The following is a 16,413-nucleotide window of genomic DNA, read 5'->3' on the forward strand; positions in this document are numbered from 1 at the left end:
TTCAGGGCTGCCTTACAGAGCAAAAGTAAGCGGCCTTGTTTAAGTTAGATCAAAATACTTAGCATCCATCTCACAAAATTCTACCAAGGCATCATGAGCAAGTTGACCATTCGGATGCGACATTCTTAATAAGCGCTTCACCCGTTCATCCAGATGCTGGTAAGAACTTTTATCTCCCGTTCCTAAAAACCTAAAGCCCATCTGCCAACGGGAAAACTCCCGCTCTGCTAAATTGTCATTGGTGTAGATGATATCCATATCTCTATGGCGCGTATCTGCTCTGATATCTGCCGCGATCTGCTTTATGGACGCTTCCGGCCCTTCTAACACCTGAAAAAATAGCGGAGGATCAAATAGCAACAAACCGGTTAGCTCCAAGCGTTTATTTTTGGTTCGAGCCTGATTCATTAGTTCCCTTAAGCCCTCTAAGGAAAACTCATTGGCCTGATGACTGATATAAACAAACTGATGCAGCATCCATAACCTCAGCGACGCAGTTAATTCCTGATAAAATCAGGCTAGCTCAAGAGCAATCTTCTGATAGCGACTTCTGTTAGAATAGCCCATCACTTTGTCTTCCACCTTGAGTTATCACTTCAATATGTCGTTTTCTGCGCTCGGTCTATCTGATTTTCTGCTATCTGCACTGTCTGATTTAGGCTATGAACAACCTACGCCTATTCAACAACAATCGATCCCAGTCACACTCGAAGGGAAAGATGTTTTAGCTGCTGCAGAAACAGGCTCTGGTAAAACCGCTGCATTTACACTACCGATTTTACAAAGCTTAGCGACATCCTTACCGCCGCGAAATAACTTAGTTACCGCATTGGTATTAGTACCTACGCGTGAACTGGCAGTACAGGTGGAAGAAGCGATCCGTCAGTACGGCCGTAACTTCCCAAGGAAGCTTAAATCTCTGGCGATTTACGGTGGCGTATCCATCAATGCACAAATGCAGGCGATGCGTGGTGGTGCAGATATTGTGGTTGCAACACCTGGGCGACTAATCGATCTATTCGAGCGTAATGCCGTTGATCTACGTAACGTCAGCACACTGGTACTTGATGAAGCTGATCGCATGTTGGATCTAGGTTTTGCCGATGAACTGGATGACATCCTGGATGAACTACCAGAACAGCGCCAAAACTTGCTGTTCTCCGCGACCTTCCCAAAAGGCGTACAGGAACTCACCGACGATTTTCTGGATAACCCAGTCAAAATTGAGATTGAGCAAGAGAGCACAATCCCAGAACAGTTAGTACAACGTGCAATTGAGGTCGACCACAACAACCGCACGATGTTGTTAAAGCACCTGCTTAAACAGCAAAACTGGTCACAAGTCCTGATCTTTGTTGCCAGTAAGCGTACCGCAAACAATGTCGAGATGAAGTTATACCGCTCCGGCATTCAAGCGAAAACTCTGCATGGCGATCTAACGCAGAAAGAGCGTAACCAAGCGCTACAAGAGTTTAAATCAGGTGAATGTAAAATTCTGATTGCGACAGACCTAGCAGCTCGTGGTATTGATATTCCAAACCTACCTTGCGTACTTAACTACGACCTGCCTCGTGCCCCTGCCGATTACGTTCACCGTATTGGCCGTACTGCCCGTGCAGGTGAGATCGGCGAAGCGATCTCCTTTGTCGATCACGAAGGTGACGCGCACTTTAAACTGATCGAAAAGCGCACTCAGCAAAAGATACCCCGCGAGCAAGTCGAAGGCTTTGAACGATCGAAAGAAATACCAGCCGAAGTTCAGGCTAAAAAAGGTAAAGCACCGGTTAAAGGCAAGCGTAAGAGCAAGAAAGACAAACTACGTGAAGCTGCTGCAGCTGAAAAGAAAAGCGGAGTAAACCCTTGGAAAGGTAGAAGCTAAAGTCGTTTAAGGGGTCAGGGCTGAATCGGCTAGGTTCAGCTCTTCTAATCAAGATCTCTAAGATAGAAATCAGTGAGTCTGGATATCCTCATCCACTTTTGAACATAAATCGTCGGCATACTGCTCAAGCGCCGTCTCGTACATCTCTTTCCAAGAACTAAAGCTAGTATGGGTTTTAATTATCCTATCCAGCTGCTCATTTTTAGTATCAGGGTAAAGTGCTGACTTCATTTTGCATTTATGCAGCATTTGCCATAGATTAGTGAAGCAGCTATTTCTAGACACAAAAGCCCTAGGAAATAGCCTTTCAAGCTCGCCATCATCTAGATACCCATCTTCAATTCTAGTCATCGCAAACATCCTTATCTTCCAAATAATACACACACAAAGTGTAGGCTTAACTTACTAATTTGTGCTATGAAACTTAGGTACTCGCCCAAAAGGCTTAAGTATTCGGCTCTATTAAATAACCGTAGGGTGCAATAGCGAAGCGTATTGCACCTTTAACAGGCTCTAAATTGGTGTAATACGCTCTGCTATTACACCCTACAAAACCTCATGCACAATACATATGAAATTAAATATATATGATTTTCCGTATATAATCTAAACTCTCTTTCTTACCAACAAGATTAGGTTTAGCTTTATGGGTATATTCGAACGTTTCCTCACCCTTTGGGTAGGTGTCTGTATTCTGGCGGGTGTCGTACTGGGAAATCTTATCCCAACCTTCTTTGAGCAGATCGCAGCGCTAGAATTTGCTCATGTAAATTTGGTGGTCGCAGTATTTATCTGGGTGATGATCTACCCGATGATGGTCCAGATCGACTTCACTGCACTACGTGATGTTGGTAAACGACCAAAAGGTATCGCGCTGACGCTGGTAGTTAACTGGTTAATCAAACCCTTCTCAATGGCGCTATTAGGTTGGCTGTTTTTCCGGGTACTCTTTGCCGATCTGGTCGATCCAGAAAGCGCCAGCGAATATATCGCAGGTATGATCCTACTCGGCGTCGCTCCATGTACCGCTATGGTGTTTGTCTGGAGCCAGCTTACTAAAGGCGATCCTAACTACACCTTGATTCAGGTATCAGTAAACGACGTGATTATGGTGTTTGCCTTTGCACCGATCACCGCCTTTCTTCTGGGTGTGAGTGATATCAACGTGCCGTGGGATACCCTACTGCTATCGGTTGTGCTGTACGTATTATTGCCGTTAATTGCTGGCATCTGGACACGTCATAAACTGGAAAAAGCAGATAATGGTCAGCGCCTAGAATCATTATTAGCCACGCTAAAGCCTTGGTCGATTCTCGGCCTACTAGCTACTGTAGTTCTGTTATTTGGTTTCCAAGCAGAAAAGATCGTTAATCAGCCTCAGTCGATTCTGCTGATTGCCATCCCGCTGCTAATCCAAACCTACGGTATTTTTGCACTGGCCTACTTTGCCGCGAAGTGGATGAAGCTCCCGCATAACATCGCTGCCCCTGCCTGTATGATCAGTACCTCTAACTTCTTTGAATTAGCAGTTGCGGTGGCAATCTCGCTATTTGGTCTGCATTCCGGTGCGGCATTAGCAACGGTGGTGGGTGTATTAGTGGAAGTGCCGGTGATGTTATCGCTGGTGGCGTTTGCGAATAGAACTAGGCATTGGTTTCCTTCTTAACAACGGCCAAAAACAGTCGAAACCAGCTAAGATCTGCATAAGCAAAGGCCACTATTTTCTACACTTCTCAAACATACCTATCTCTGTCAGTATTGGGTTAACTAAGGAGATAGGTTAGCCCACCTCAATGGATTAATGAGAATGATTCTTATAGAAGATCGTTTTTCAATTTTTATGTGGAAACACGACAATTTATCGTCTTTCTACAAAACTCCATTTTCATAAATCCATAATTAAGTATTTAGCTTCAATGGGTGAAAGACTATTACCGATTTCTTTTAATTTGGAGATATACGACAAAGTGTCGCTTTTCTACAAATAACTTGTCGTATATAGCTGTTAAAAGGCTTTCGAGTATGGACACAAAAAGTTGGATTGACTTTACCATCAAAGAAACAGAAAGCGCTCTTACCCTTTTTTATTCTTACATGGGGTTCTATGAGTCTTTGAGAGATGATGAAGTAGTTGCTGCGGCAAATAAAAATTCGGAATTTTGGAGAACCCATAGTGCTTCACTGCAACATACATTGTTTTTATATTTAGGTCGTCTTTCAGATGATAGCAGTGGCTGTAAGTCTTTTTCTGGTTTCAAAACACACTGTATTAGAAATGCATCTGACTTTTCAGAATCCGCTTTTTTAAAAAGACGTGGTGACGTTCTTAAGATAAACCCTAACTATCTAGATGATTCAGTTTTTCCAAACGAAAGCGACATCGGAAGACTGTTTTCTATTGCAACGAAACATAACGGCTACCTAAGAGCTGAATGTAAGACAATAAGAAGCAGAGTGTATGCACACGCCATTTACACTGAACAGCATGAATATTATCACCTGTTTGAAAAGGTGAAGCTCGGTGAAATTGAAGAAGTTTTGCTTGCTTTGTGGTCGGTATCCCAGCATTTATGGCAGTCGTATCAAAACGCTAGGGAAATAACTCTAGAATTATTAGCCTTTCCAGAAAAGGAAAGAATATTTAATGCAACTCGTAAAGCTATCACAGGCGCTATTTAACAAGTTTGTTAATAATCGCCCTTCGGGCTGGACCGAAAACTTCGCTGCTTCGCAGCAATGCGGCCCATTACAAAAGCGTTAAGTTCAAGATCAACTTGGAAGATTTGAATGACCAATAACGATAAAGATAAGAATCCTGATTGGAAAGATCTTGAATATTTAGTTGCGATGATACAAAAGCAACTATCGCCAGATGCAAGTGTGCAACATAACGTAATGCTAGATGGGGTTGATAGCGAAACCAAAAGGCAAATTGATATTTTGGTAGAGCAAAATATTGGTCAATATACTATGCAGATTGTTATCGACTGCAAAGACTACTCAAAGCCAGTAGATGTAAAAGGTGTCGAAGAGTTTCAAGGACTGGTTCAAGATGTACAAGCGCACAAAGGCGCTTTAGTTTGTCCATCAGGATTCACTAAATCAGCACTGAAAAGAGCTAAAAAGCTACAAATTGATTTATATCGTCCAATATCTACCGGGAAACATAAGTGGCAGGCTACTGTTACAGCTCCTGTGCTTTGTGATTTTCGGAGTGCGTACATGAGTTTTGGCATGAGCACATCAGCCCCCAAACCTATGAGGCTTCAACCCGATTTTTATAACCTTCCTGTCTACGATGAAGAAGGTAATGAATTGGGATCTACTTTACACGTCGCTCAAGTCACATGGGATGAAGGGAGATTCCCTAGCGAGCCTGGGGAGCATGAACCAGTATCTATTTTCGGCGATAAGAAGGTACTCATAGACAATGGGTATCAGGATAAAATCGCGGTAGAGCTAACGGTGGCTTTACATGTGAAACAAGACTTATATTTAGGTCACCTTCCAATAGAAGATATAAATGGATTAAAGGATGAGCATACAGGAGCGGTGGTAACTAATGCGTTTACACTGGGCGGATTGAATCCAGCCGAAGTAGAAAAGAACTGGAAGGGTGTTGAAGATCCTGAAGTTTTAGAATTTGAACCTCTCTTTAGGGTTGTTGGTTATCATTGTTATGGTGTCGGAACTTAATATGTTTATTAAACATCGTTACGGCCAAAAGGAGCGTTAAGGGGTCAAAGCCCTTTAATTCTAGGATGCTACCAAGTAATTCGGTCAGTCCAGCTTACAATAAGTTATAATATAACCTTTCTTGTCAGCATTAAGGCTCTACCCCATGTCATTTAAATTTTTCTACACCGACTACTCTACTGATAAGCATGTGCGTTCGGATGAGGCTGTATCTGAAACCTTAGAGAACGTGATTGTGCATATGCAGAGTATGCTGAAAGAGCCGGATAACTTTATCGGCTTGATTGATGAGAACAATCTGATGCTGCAGTTTATGGTTGAGGATGACGGTTCGATTCTGGTGGATGTACCAATGCATGAGCGCAAAGGTTCGTTTACTAAACATGCTGACCTAAACGAGTCGATTGAGATTGTGCGCAGTCTGAATGATGAGATAGTGTGGGAAGAGATCGACGGACTTCAGTTTAAAAACTGGTAATTTCAGTGCGTAAATCACTCTAACTTTCCTTTTCTTAATACCCTTGATTCGGTGTTTTATTTCCTAGAATAAAGCATTCATCATAAAAAAGGCCGCTATGATAGCGGCCTTAGAACCTTAAGAGATTACCTTCCTCCTAATAACCTCTTTATATCTCTGTTAAGAGGTAAAACGAAGTCATGGGAACTCAGCACAATATTATCAACCGTTCTCACTAGGCGAGCATTCACATAAAGGTTTTCACCACCTATAGCGTATGTTCCAAGAAGGACAGCCTGAGCATCATGCTGTTGAGAGATATTTTGAAGCTGGCGAGACAACATAAACTCACCTGCACGTTGCTTGATAAACAAGCTATCACGCATTTTCACTTCAATAACTTTATAGCCTCTCTTCGTAAGGCCAGCAGAGATAACTTCAGCAGCCATTCGCCCGAAAGTAGATGAAGCGGACAGATTATCAATATTGGCAAAGCTTGCTGTCATAATTGCTTGGTCTTTAGATAAAGGGGAAAGCAATTTATTGAATAAAGGATTACGCGCGTCCGAGAGAACACCAACCAAATCAACTTTTTGTTCAGTAGGTTTACTGCGAACAGCCTTATCACTTGCACAACCAGCCGTAATCAGTGTTACCCCAATCAATAGAGCGCTAAGTAGTTTTTTCACTGTTTATTACTCCTGATCGGTTAATGTGACAGATTTAGTGGAGGTCACACTTGGAGCATAATGAGAAGCATCACCACCATTGATGTAATAGATATTTGACGATGAGTGCAGAATACGGTTCTGCTGAGTAACCGTCGTGGTGATGATCACTTCTACATTTGAGTCTTTAACCCAGTTACCACTTGTTATGTCAGCACCTACCGCAGCAGGAATTAATAACTTAGCCGGTGTTGTCCATTTATCTATTGCGTGAGCAGCAACCGCAACACCTGCAGTTAACAATGACCACGTACCAACAGGAGCACGAACGCTATCTTTATCTGTGTGCTTTACAACATTTACATCAAAAGACACATTTGCAGCGCCATGAGGCGTCGTCAAAACAGTCGCACCGTTTTGCACTAGCTGACTCGTCAGTAAATTTGCATAGCCTTGATAAAAAACTTGAGATGCATCGCCACCACTGATGTGTAGAGGCATTTTATTTCCTACCGAACCCGCAATTAGCTTAGCTTCATGCTCAGCGAGGACATTCCAGTGATGAGCTGCCTGCATCTTTTGCTGTTGTGAAATTGGGTAAGTAGAAGGGAGTGGAGACTGGGCAGTATTTGCTTGTAAACAACCTGTCAGGATGCTGGCCGTAGCACCCAAAACGATAATCTTTTTAACCATTTTAATTCCTTGTTCGTCGTCCGCTGCGAACTTAAAGTGGGCTCGCAAGAACTACGAGCCAACGTATATATCTAGAACAACTAAGTTCCGTAGAAGCAATCCTACTTTGAATAAATGAAGTGTCAATCGATAAAAGGAAGTGAATTCAAGCAGATACAACCGCACTGACTATAAAAAATAATAGAAACTTAATATATAAAGCGCTTATTTTAAAAACATAAAATTGTTCAGATAAAGCAAATCTTCTCCTAGACACAGATCGCTTATAAAGCGATCCGTAGTGCTAGACCAATCATCACCAAACCACTCACTTGATCGATCTCTTTTGCCTTTTTCTGTAGGGCTTTGATCACTTTCTCTTTCGATAGCACCACCGCCACACTGCATAGCCACAGCATATCGATACATACCACTGTGCCCATATAGATCAGCTTTTCGGTCACCGATTGATCGGCTGAGACAAACTGAGAGAACAGAGCGATAAAGAACAGCGCCAGTTTTGGATTTAGGACCGAGATCATCACCCCGTCACGTACCGCTTCTGAATACGGGCCTACGGTTTTGTCTTTACCGAAGTTAGCATTACCTTTTGAGCGGATCGCTTTTAAACCAAGCCATGCTAGATAAAGCGCACCAACATAAGTGATCACTTGGTAAAGCATTGGGTGTTCCGATACCACAACGCCCAAGCCCCAAAGGGTTAAGATCGCCCAAACCGCTACGCCAGTTGAGTGACTTACTGCGGTGATCACACCATGTTTACGGCCATTTCCTAATGTCTGACGCAATACCACCGCCAAGCTTGGGCCTGGAGACATAGTGCCTAATAGACATACAACAACAAATGAAAGCCAGATGGCCAGAGTCATGGGAGTCACCTCGATCAGTAGATGGAGGTATTGTAGTTAGCTGAAAGGAATTAAAAAAATGCAAATATCAAATACCGACTATGATTTAAAATCATACCCAGTTTGATAAGTGCTATTCCGTTGCATGAGTGTCGATATGCATCTCGTCACGGAGCAGATCCGCGATCAAATTTCGTAACCAACGGTGGGCTGGATCTTGATCGTGAAGAGCATGCCAGCAGAGGTGATAGTTGTTCTGCGGCACTTCATCTAACGGTAGTTCAGCGTAACTCAAAGGAAAGTGCGCTAAGGCATTGCTAGCAATATGCTGTGGCAAGATCATCAGCATAGGTTCACTAGATAACGCCTGAAACGCCGCAGAGAAGAACGGTACTTCAAATTGGATGCGACGTTGTAAGCCTTGGGCTTCCAGCGCACGATCAAAGAAGGAATCTTTATCACCACCGCTGTTTAAACGCAGGAATGAGTACTCCAGCATCTTTTCTATAGTAAGGCTTTCACCCGCTAGTGGATGGTCTTTCGCCATCAAACACACAGGGCTGTCTTGGCCGATATGAATGCTCAGTACATTTTCTGGCAAACTGTTGGTAGTCGTTGAAGCGAGATCAAGGGGAAGCTGGCCTAAACGTGTTAATAGCTCCGGTCGCCACATTTCGTAGCTGATATCGATCCCCGGGGCTTCTTGGTGGAGCTTTTGCAAAATATCGGGAAAGATAAACTGCGCCACATGATCGGTACAGGCAAAACTGAATCGACGGACACACTCAGCGGGGTTAAAGCTATCGCCCTCCCCTAGTTCATCCACTTCAGCCAGTATGGCCTGAACTTTAGGCAGTAGCTCTTTAGCTTTGGCGCTTAACAGGTAGTCATTACCTTCGCGAATAAGCAGTGGATCGGCAAAGTGATCGCGTAGCTGACTTAATTGTCGGCTCATGGCTGATTGCGTAAGGTGTAACCGGTCAGCAGCACGGGTTACGTTGCGCTCTTCCAGCATAATGACTAATGCACGCAGCAGGTTCAGATTAAGTCGATTCACAAAGATTCAGCCATAGCTCTCTAAAAGGTTAATCATAATCTATCTGATCCTATCCATCGAACACTAAGCTTTATCTGTACCCTTTTTAAGACCAATACAGAGCAACTGTGTTGCATCTGTGACGGTTAATTATCTCTTTTCTGCCTCTGCACCTAGAACTTTGCTTATACGACACTATATAGCTTACGAACATTTCCACTTTTGTATTTAGTTGTCTGTTACAGCACTTATAAGTTACGGAACTCTTTTTTATGGAAATCTATTTAGCGATTTTAGTTTTTGCGATCTCATCCACGATAACCCCTGGCCCTAACAATATTATGATTATGACCTCAGGACTTAACTTTGGGGTTAAGCGCAGCATGCCTCACCTACTAGGTATCTGCTTGGGCTTCCCATTGATGGTTCTGGCTGTAGGCTTGGGTTTTAGCGCGGTATTTGAGAAGTTTCCGATTGTTCACGAGATCATCAAAGTGCTTGGTGTGACGTATCTGCTTTACCTTGCATGGTTAGTGGCGTCTTCTGCCCCTGCGTCGATGGAGGGGGATCAGAAATCTAATCCGCTGACCTTTATGCAGGCGGCACTTTTCCAATGGGTAAACCCGAAAGCCTGGGTGATGGCGACCGGTGCGATTGCGGCTTATACCTCGCAAGATACAACGATGCTGCTACAGGTTATGGTGATTAGCCTTTCCTTCTTTGTGGTGAGTTTCCCATGCGTGGGCGTATGGCTGATCTTTGGATCGGGGCTAAAACGCTTCCTCAAAGAGGCTAAGTACCAACGAGTATTTAATATCTCGATGGCACTTTTATTGGTGGTTTCGGTATTACCGGTACTGAACGAGCTGCACCAAACCTATTTAGCTTAACTCCTCTTCTCCCATCACCTTTTATCACCACAACACGCGAGCCTGTTTTCTGTTGATCGTTAAACGAAAGCGACTACATCCTCAACAGGCTGGCGTGGTTTTTGCGGCCAGCTCTGTTTTGCTGGGTAGCCAAGCGTTACCAGCATTACTGGAATATCCGTTTCCTCAAGCTCAAACTCAGCGTGTAATTGGCCTGGATCGAAACCCGTCATAGCACCTGAGGCGATACCCATACCATGCGCTGCCAACATCATAGTCATACCGGCTAATGAACCGGAACGTAGTGCCTCATCTCGCTGCAAGGTGTAATTGCCTTCGTGTGAATTGGTCGCCATTTCAACCCAACCATCCGCTACCTCTTGCGACATAATATTAGCTTCTACCACTGGGCTGAGCTGTTTCGGTAATTGTTGATAGCCCTTAAGCGTGCCGCAGATGATCACTGTGGCAGATGCATCTAGAATTTGTGGCTGATTAAACGCGATTGGGTGCAGTTTCTGTTTGGCTTCTTCGCTAGAAACAACAATAAACTTCCAGTTCTGCATGTTATAAACCGAAGGCGATAGCGTCGCTAATCGCAACAGCTCTTTAAGCTGAGTATCTGATAGTTTTTTGTCTGCATCATAACGCCCTACTGAGGCACGGGTTTCAATCAGTTGGGTAATCATATCTTTCATAACAACTCCTTACTCTTTAGCTTCAGCAACAACAGGCTGTTTAGAACGTGAAATAGATTTAGGTGATGCAGAGATTTGCACGACTAAAATGCTGATCAACACAGTAATCAGCCCAAGTAATGCAAAGCCCTGTAAACTTTGATCGAGCACCCACCAGCCCAATACCACTGCGGTTACTGGGCTTAGTAGCCCTAAAGATGACACTGCGACCGGTGACAGTGTCGCAATACCTTTAAACCACAGTAGATAAGCAATTAACGCTCCGAATATAGAAAGGTAGGCATAACTTAGTATCTCAGTGCTGCCCAACTCAGGCAGTGCAGGATCTAGAAAATAGGCAGCGGGTAGCAACATCAATCCACCCAGCAATAGCTGCCAGCCGGTAAAAGCTAATACGGGAAGGGAGCTATGCCAGCGTTTCGCTAAGTAGGTTCCGGCACCCATAGAACACGCACCAAGAAATGCCGCAATAATTCCCCATAGATCCCACTCAGCATTCGGCGACAGAAGCAGTGCAGCCATACCGATAACACCAAAGGTGGCTGCAATGACCGTCAGCGCTCTTGGTGCTTTGCTGTCGATTAACCAGATCAGCAACATCAATAACAGGGGTTGGATTGCACCCACAACAGCAGCAATTCCGCCGGGTAAACGATATGCCGCAACAAACAATAGTCCTTGGAACAGTCCAATATTTAGCGCGGAGAGAATGATTAACCTTCCCCACTCTTTGCGCTTAGGCAGATAAAAACTCATCAATAAAAGCAAGAAGCCCGCAGGAAGCACACGAATCAATGCGGCGGTATAGGGACGATCAGCAGGCAATAGTTCGGAAGTAACGATGTAAGTCGAGCCCCAAATGATGGGGGCCAGTGCCGTTACAACAATACGCACGCTGTTAGGTAAATTACCGATCATCCTCGTCACCTTGGTTATTTTGTATCGATGAAGAACTTATCTTGATTTCAAGATATAATTAAACAATGACAGCAAACTATCTTGATATCAAGATAAATTTTCAGGTGTAACAGATGACAGATAAATCGACAGATGCTGTAGATAAGATTGTTTCGCAGTGGAAAGCAGAAAGACCGGAGCTTAATTCTGAGCTGATGTCCGTGACGGGACGTATCAAACGAAGCTCAGCATTAGTGCAACAAAGGTTAGAAAAAACCTTTTTAGAATATGGACTTAACTATTGGGAGTTCGATGTTCTGGCGACGCTTTGTCGATCTGGTTCACCCTATTGCTTAGCACCTACTGCCCTATTTTCTACCCTAATGGTGACCTCTGGCACGATGACCCATCGTCTGAAAGGATTGGAAAAAAGAGGGTTAATCAGCCGCTGCAATAATCCCGAAGATGCGCGCAGCATGTTGGTAAAATTAACCGATGAGGGTTTAGCACTGATCAATGAAGCAGTAAGTGCCCACGTTGATAACCTTGATCGGTTAATGAGCGCCTTCTCTGAAGAGGAGAAAATTCAGATGGATAAAAGCTTAAAACGCTTACTAGAAGTACTAGAACAATAAACTAAAATCTATAAAAACAGGGTAAAAATACAGAAAAATGGCGCTATCACCGCCAAAGTAAAGCATTTCCCCATCACCTGAAATAAATTATGTTGCGGGTTCTTCCAAACGTAGAGCCCGTTAATTAACAAGGTTATAGGGATGGCGAACATACCTATCAAAAAAGCAGCCAAGCCAGCCCAGGAACCATTACCTTGATTCATGCTGGCAATAATAAAAATTACTAATGCCTGAAACGCCGAAGGCAAAATAACACCAATAAATACCCTCATGATTCTGGTACAGGGCAAACAAAATCCGGATGCTTAACAATCATCACGTCACAATCGACATGATCGACTACATGTTCTGTTGTGCTGCCGACTAATAATCGATCCAGAATGGTACGTGCTACGCCACCCATTACAACCACATCAATTTTATTATGTTTGGCATAGTTACTAATGGTCAGATCCGCTTCGCCTTTGATGATATCGACCATATCCGATTCGATACTCAAACCATATTCTTCAAGTAATTCATCACAGGAGCTAAGGTGACTTCGCTCTACACGCTCCTGCAGCGCTTCGTAGTCTGTGACTACATGCTCATCAAAAATCACTTCTTGGGGTAAGGTGTTATAACAGTGTAAAACTCTTAGTTCGTTGTGGCCGTCGTCCATAATTTCACGGGTTCGCTCGATCAGCTCCCTATCTAAAGCGCCTTTTACATCATCTTTATGTAGAGGATCTATGCAGGTTACAACGCGGGTATGGTCACCCCATGGCCTTTGTTTCACAAACAGAACGGGGACAGGACATTTACGTGCAAGCTGCCAATCGACAGGGGCAAATAAATAATGGCCCAATCGAGTATGCGGCTGAATTGAATGAAGCACTAAGTCCGGTTGAAAACGTAGAGCCTTACGAACAATTCCTTCACCAGTATGACGATTCCAGCTAGCATCAAAACCCGTTTTTATACCTAAAGCTTCGATATTTAAGCAGAGCTCTTCAAGCTTGGCTTCGGTTTGTTTAACGTAGGCATGTTCGGCTTTTAATTCTTGTTTAGCATCAAACATGTGGCTATGTTTGATCGAGCGGTTATAACAGCAACTAAACAGCTCGAGAAAAGCAGAATGTTGTTCCGCTAGATTTACTGCTTTCTCTATAAGGCTGGAGTTATCGTGTTTAAAATCGATATTGACCAGTAACCTATCCATCTCTTCCTCACCAGCAAGTGGTTGATATTCCTCTCTCTATATCTCCAGTCTGGATCCTAAATTGAAGGTTTTCCAGTTCGTTTGTAAGCCCCTTATAACAAAGTACGCTTTCACTACATTTAATTATAAAAACTTGGACTAAGCCCGATCTTTATATTAGATACAACTTATATATAATATTTCCAACGACTCTCTACTTAAAGGAATCATCATGTCTCTTAACGCCGCGCTTCGTCTGATGGCTGGCAGTGTCATATTAGCTAGCTTAGTTTTAGGTTATTACATGAATGCCAATTGGTATTACCTAACCGGTTTTGTTGGCCTTAACCTATTCCAATCTGCTTTTACCGGCTGGTGCCCTGCTGTATTTATTTTTCAGAAGTTGGGATTAAAAGCGGAGAGTTGTAATTGCGAAGGTATGACCATCAATCAAGGCCTTCACATTATCGCTGGTTGTGTTGTGATGTTCACAGTGGGGCCTGTATTGTTTTTACAAGCTCCTCAAGCGTTATTAATCGTAACGGCTATCGTAGGTGTGAGTTTGACCCAATCGGCACTTACAGGCTGGTGCCCAGCTATGATGGTTGCGAAACTTTTAGGTTTTAAAAGCACTCAAGCGAACTAATTTAATCCGGTTCCTATCGGCCTAGTTTCCCCATCCCTTGTGCTAGGCCACAAAAACAAGCCGGAATATATCCGGCTTGCTTAACTTCCTTCATTTTGTTGTCTAAAAACAATATTTTTAATTGTGATGCAGATACAATAACGAATCTTATTTAGCTTCAGAATTTTATAGATATACATGCTATTGCGATCTGCCGGTTTAATACTGCCCTCTTTTATTCTGCTGTGTGCAGCAGGCCTGTTATTGCCTATTACTGCTCAATTGAGTGAGGAATACCAACAGATTCTCACTCTGACTCCCTACCCTCTGGCGATCATTGTCGCGCTATTAGGTTACGGGTTTAACCGCAGTCGTATCTTGTTTGCCGCAGTAAACCTTTGTGGAGCCTATTGGTTAATTCAAAATGGTCTCCAAACCAGTCTGAATCAGCCAGATGCCTTTGTCCTTTTTAGCTGTATATCGATACTGCTCCCTTTCCATCTTGGCTGCATTGCGCTTTATAAAGAGCGAGGTTTATTTACCCCTGTTGGCATCATCCGGCTGTCTGTCATCCTGATTAGTTACGGGGTTTTATATCTAATATGGTCCAATGGCTCTCTAGGGCTCTACCTAGCGAACCTACCAATGATGATGTTAGAAATGCTGTTGCACGAGTATTACCTAAGCCAAGCTGCTGCACTGGCATTTGGCCTTGGCCTTGTTCCAATTATGCTCTCGTTTGTGTTTAGGAAGACCTATACAGATGCCGCTTTGCTGGCGAGTTTATTATCTGCCCTGATCATGCTGAGTTGGTTCCATCAGCCGATGATCTCTGCGCTATTTATTTCGGCCAGCATGATTGCACTGGCTATTTCGGTGGTTCAAAACTCTTATCAAATGGCCTTTATTGATGAACTTACCTGTATTCCTGCCCGTCGTGCATTGCTTGATAAGTTCTCAACCCTAGGTAAAAAGTACACCCTGGCAATGTGTGATATCGACCACTTTAAAAAGTTTAACGATACCTACGGTCATGATGTCGGCGACCAAGTATTAAAAATGGTTGCTGCCAAACTGAACCAAGTCAGTGGTGGCGGTAAAGCCTACCGCTATGGTGGTGAGGAGTTCACCCTAGTATTCCCAGGTAAAAGCGAAGCTGAAGCCCTGCCTTACATAGAACAATTGCGTGAAACTATCGCCAATTACCCTATGCATATCCGTAATCAAGACCGCCCAGACGATAACGAACAGGGTCAAAAGATGCGCAAAAATGCACCGGAAACTGAAATAGTCAGTGTCACCATCAGCATAGGCTTCTGTGAAAAAACACCTGAAATTCCTGACTCAATGGCGGTCATGAAAAAGTCCGACGAAGCCCTATACGAATCAAAACGTAATGGCCGAAACTGCTCTACAGCGGTTCATTACAAGCCGAAGCCTAAGACTCAGAAGCGCGGGCATCGGAAGGATTATGCTTAAGAGTATTTAATCAACTAACGCTGATTAAACGGTTAAAGGAATAACGATGATAGAAAGCTTGCCTCAGATAATTGGACTAGCGTTTGGCCTTTTGATTTCGATACCTATGGGTATTCATATGTTTCGTGAGTGCTTTAGCAACTACAAACGATTCAAAGATCAGCTTAAGCAATCACAAGGCAGTGAAGAGGAGAAGTTATATAATGGCGAATTCACCAAAGCAGTTAATCATCAGTTTATTGAGTTTAAAGCTGTTTTTGCTTTGGTATTTCCTATCTTAGTATTCTTACTCACCTACTTGATTACAAGTTCCATAGCTGAATCAGCCATACAACTGTATGCTAGTGAGTAATTAGAATCGCTAGTACGATTCAAATTATAAAAACGGATTACATTTAAAAGGATTTTCACATGGAAGTACCAGCTCTCACTCTACACTTTTTAGCCGTTATCAGTGCAACGATTGTTTTACCGTTGAAAATCGCGGCCTCATGGTTTGATGCTTCGCGCACCAACTTTTTCCTCTGTTTGATTGCAGCATTACTAGGCCCAGCACTAGCTTTATTCGTTTATGACGCTGTTGATGGCGGTTTTATTGGGTTCTTTGCGGCTCTAGTTACATTAGGCATCACTCTTGGAGTATTGTTAGGCACTGGCCCTTGGAATGCACTAAAACTTGCGTGTGTTGCTTTAATTTTAAGTGCTGCGGCTATTAAATTTTATGAATCGATCGCTTCAAATATATTGATTTAG

At 43.3% G+C, this 16,413-nt stretch carries 21 protein-coding genes; 11 read left to right on the plus strand and 10 right to left on the minus strand.

Features of this window, described 5'->3' with window-relative positions:
* Nucleotides 1-39: 39 nt before the first annotated feature.
* Nucleotides 40-477, minus strand: a complete 438-nt coding sequence (locus ACMXYX_RS10930) for a BLUF domain-containing protein (RefSeq protein WP_415884036.1) — start codon at nucleotides 475-477, stop codon at nucleotides 40-42.
* 124 nt (nucleotides 478-601) lie between these two features.
* On the opposite strand from ACMXYX_RS10930, the gene ACMXYX_RS10935 reads away from it, so the two are divergent.
* A complete protein-coding gene (locus ACMXYX_RS10935) occupies nucleotides 602-1,879 on the plus strand; it encodes a DEAD/DEAH box helicase (protein ID WP_415884035.1) in 1,278 nt (425 codons plus the stop codon).
* A gap of 69 nt (nucleotides 1,880-1,948) precedes the next feature.
* Here ACMXYX_RS10935 and ACMXYX_RS10940 read toward each other — a convergent pair whose 3' ends face one another.
* Nucleotides 1,949-2,230: a hypothetical protein gene (locus ACMXYX_RS10940; RefSeq protein WP_415884034.1), complete on the minus strand. Its 282-nt coding sequence runs from the start codon at nucleotides 2,228-2,230 to the stop codon at nucleotides 1,949-1,951.
* A gap of 295 nt (nucleotides 2,231-2,525) precedes the next feature.
* Between ACMXYX_RS10940 and arsB the strand changes: the two genes are divergently transcribed.
* The 4 genes from arsB to ACMXYX_RS10960 all read left to right on the plus strand — a co-directional run bounded on the left by arsB (nucleotide 2,526) and on the right by ACMXYX_RS10960 (nucleotide 6,053).
* Nucleotides 2,526-3,545, plus strand: a complete 1,020-nt coding sequence (arsB, locus tag ACMXYX_RS10945) for an ACR3 family arsenite efflux transporter (protein WP_415884033.1) — start codon at nucleotides 2,526-2,528, stop codon at nucleotides 3,543-3,545.
* 356 nt (nucleotides 3,546-3,901) lie between these two features.
* Nucleotides 3,902-4,558 (plus strand): hypothetical protein, encoded by a 657-nt coding sequence (locus ACMXYX_RS10950; protein WP_415884032.1) that lies wholly within the window; start codon nucleotides 3,902-3,904, stop codon nucleotides 4,556-4,558.
* A 108-nt stretch (nucleotides 4,559-4,666) separates the two neighbouring features.
* The gene (locus ACMXYX_RS10955) at nucleotides 4,667-5,575 is read left to right on the plus strand and encodes a restriction endonuclease (protein WP_415884031.1); all 909 of its coding nucleotides are present in this window, start codon (nucleotides 4,667-4,669) and stop codon (nucleotides 5,573-5,575) included.
* A gap of 145 nt (nucleotides 5,576-5,720) precedes the next feature.
* On the plus strand, nucleotides 5,721-6,053 hold the full coding sequence (locus ACMXYX_RS10960; RefSeq protein ID WP_415884030.1) for a hypothetical protein: 333 nt from the start codon (nucleotides 5,721-5,723) through the stop codon (nucleotides 6,051-6,053).
* A 125-nt stretch (nucleotides 6,054-6,178) separates the two neighbouring features.
* On the opposite strand, the gene ACMXYX_RS10965 is transcribed toward ACMXYX_RS10960, so the two are convergent.
* The 4 genes from ACMXYX_RS10965 to ACMXYX_RS10980 form a co-directional block, all read right to left on the minus strand.
* Nucleotides 6,179-6,721 (minus strand): FlgO family outer membrane protein, encoded by a 543-nt coding sequence (locus ACMXYX_RS10965; RefSeq protein ID WP_415884029.1) that lies wholly within the window; start codon nucleotides 6,719-6,721, stop codon nucleotides 6,179-6,181.
* A 6-nt stretch (nucleotides 6,722-6,727) separates the two neighbouring features.
* Nucleotides 6,728-7,393 (minus strand): hypothetical protein, encoded by a 666-nt coding sequence (locus ACMXYX_RS10970; RefSeq protein WP_415884028.1) that lies wholly within the window; start codon nucleotides 7,391-7,393, stop codon nucleotides 6,728-6,730.
* Between the two features lie 263 nt (nucleotides 7,394-7,656).
* Nucleotides 7,657-8,262 carry a LysE family translocator gene (locus tag ACMXYX_RS10975; protein WP_415884027.1) on the minus strand — a complete coding sequence of 202 codons (606 nt, stop codon included), beginning with the start codon at nucleotides 8,260-8,262 and terminating at the stop codon, nucleotides 7,657-7,659.
* A 112-nt stretch (nucleotides 8,263-8,374) separates the two neighbouring features.
* On the minus strand, nucleotides 8,375-9,298 hold the full coding sequence (locus ACMXYX_RS10980) for a LysR family transcriptional regulator (RefSeq protein ID WP_415884026.1): 924 nt from the start codon (nucleotides 9,296-9,298) through the stop codon (nucleotides 8,375-8,377).
* A 251-nt stretch (nucleotides 9,299-9,549) separates the two neighbouring features.
* Between ACMXYX_RS10980 and ACMXYX_RS10985 the strand changes: the two genes are divergently transcribed.
* Nucleotides 9,550-10,167: a LysE family translocator gene (locus tag ACMXYX_RS10985; protein ID WP_415905996.1), complete on the plus strand. Its 618-nt coding sequence runs from the start codon at nucleotides 9,550-9,552 to the stop codon at nucleotides 10,165-10,167.
* Between the two features lie 59 nt (nucleotides 10,168-10,226).
* Here the strand turns inward: ACMXYX_RS10985 and ACMXYX_RS10990 are convergent, their stop codons facing one another.
* Together ACMXYX_RS10990 and ACMXYX_RS10995 are read right to left on the minus strand one after the other, a co-directional pair.
* On the minus strand, nucleotides 10,227-10,844 hold the full coding sequence (locus tag ACMXYX_RS10990; RefSeq protein WP_415884024.1) for a nitroreductase family protein: 618 nt from the start codon (nucleotides 10,842-10,844) through the stop codon (nucleotides 10,227-10,229).
* 9 nt (nucleotides 10,845-10,853) lie between these two features.
* Entirely contained in the window at nucleotides 10,854-11,762 is a 909-nt protein-coding gene (locus ACMXYX_RS10995) for an EamA family transporter (RefSeq protein WP_415905997.1), read from the minus strand.
* A gap of 113 nt (nucleotides 11,763-11,875) precedes the next feature.
* On the opposite strand from ACMXYX_RS10995, the gene ACMXYX_RS11000 reads away from it, so the two are divergent.
* Nucleotides 11,876-12,376, plus strand: a complete 501-nt coding sequence (locus ACMXYX_RS11000) for a MarR family winged helix-turn-helix transcriptional regulator (protein ID WP_415905998.1) — start codon at nucleotides 11,876-11,878, stop codon at nucleotides 12,374-12,376.
* Between the two features lie 8 nt (nucleotides 12,377-12,384).
* On the opposite strand, the gene ACMXYX_RS11005 is transcribed toward ACMXYX_RS11000, so the two are convergent.
* A complete protein-coding gene (locus ACMXYX_RS11005; protein ID WP_415905999.1) occupies nucleotides 12,385-12,648 on the minus strand; it encodes a hypothetical protein in 264 nt (87 codons plus the stop codon).
* Nucleotides 12,645-13,577, minus strand: a complete 933-nt coding sequence (locus ACMXYX_RS11010) for a universal stress protein (protein ID WP_415884021.1) — start codon at nucleotides 13,575-13,577, stop codon at nucleotides 12,645-12,647. Before ACMXYX_RS11010 ends, ACMXYX_RS11005 begins: the two co-directional genes overlap by 4 nt.
* A gap of 211 nt (nucleotides 13,578-13,788) precedes the next feature.
* On the opposite strand from ACMXYX_RS11010, the gene ACMXYX_RS11015 reads away from it, so the two are divergent.
* The 4 genes from ACMXYX_RS11015 (at nucleotide 13,789) to ACMXYX_RS11030 (ending at nucleotide 16,413) form a co-directional block, all read left to right on the plus strand.
* Nucleotides 13,789-14,202, plus strand: a complete 414-nt coding sequence (locus ACMXYX_RS11015) for a DUF2892 domain-containing protein (protein WP_415906000.1) — start codon at nucleotides 13,789-13,791, stop codon at nucleotides 14,200-14,202.
* A 177-nt stretch (nucleotides 14,203-14,379) separates the two neighbouring features.
* Nucleotides 14,380-15,660, plus strand: coding sequence for a GGDEF domain-containing protein (locus ACMXYX_RS11020; RefSeq protein WP_415884019.1), 1,281 nt, complete (start codon nucleotides 14,380-14,382; stop codon nucleotides 15,658-15,660).
* Between the two features lie 46 nt (nucleotides 15,661-15,706).
* Entirely contained in the window at nucleotides 15,707-16,012 is a 306-nt protein-coding gene (locus ACMXYX_RS11025) for a hypothetical protein (protein WP_415884018.1), read from the plus strand.
* 59 nt (nucleotides 16,013-16,071) lie between these two features.
* Nucleotides 16,072-16,413, plus strand: a complete 342-nt coding sequence (locus ACMXYX_RS11030) for a hypothetical protein (protein WP_415884017.1) — start codon at nucleotides 16,072-16,074, stop codon at nucleotides 16,411-16,413.

The sequence above is a fragment of the Neptuniibacter sp. QD72_48 genome (assembly GCF_047778065.1).
Taxonomy (GTDB): domain Bacteria; phylum Pseudomonadota; class Gammaproteobacteria; order Pseudomonadales; family Balneatricaceae; genus Neptuniibacter.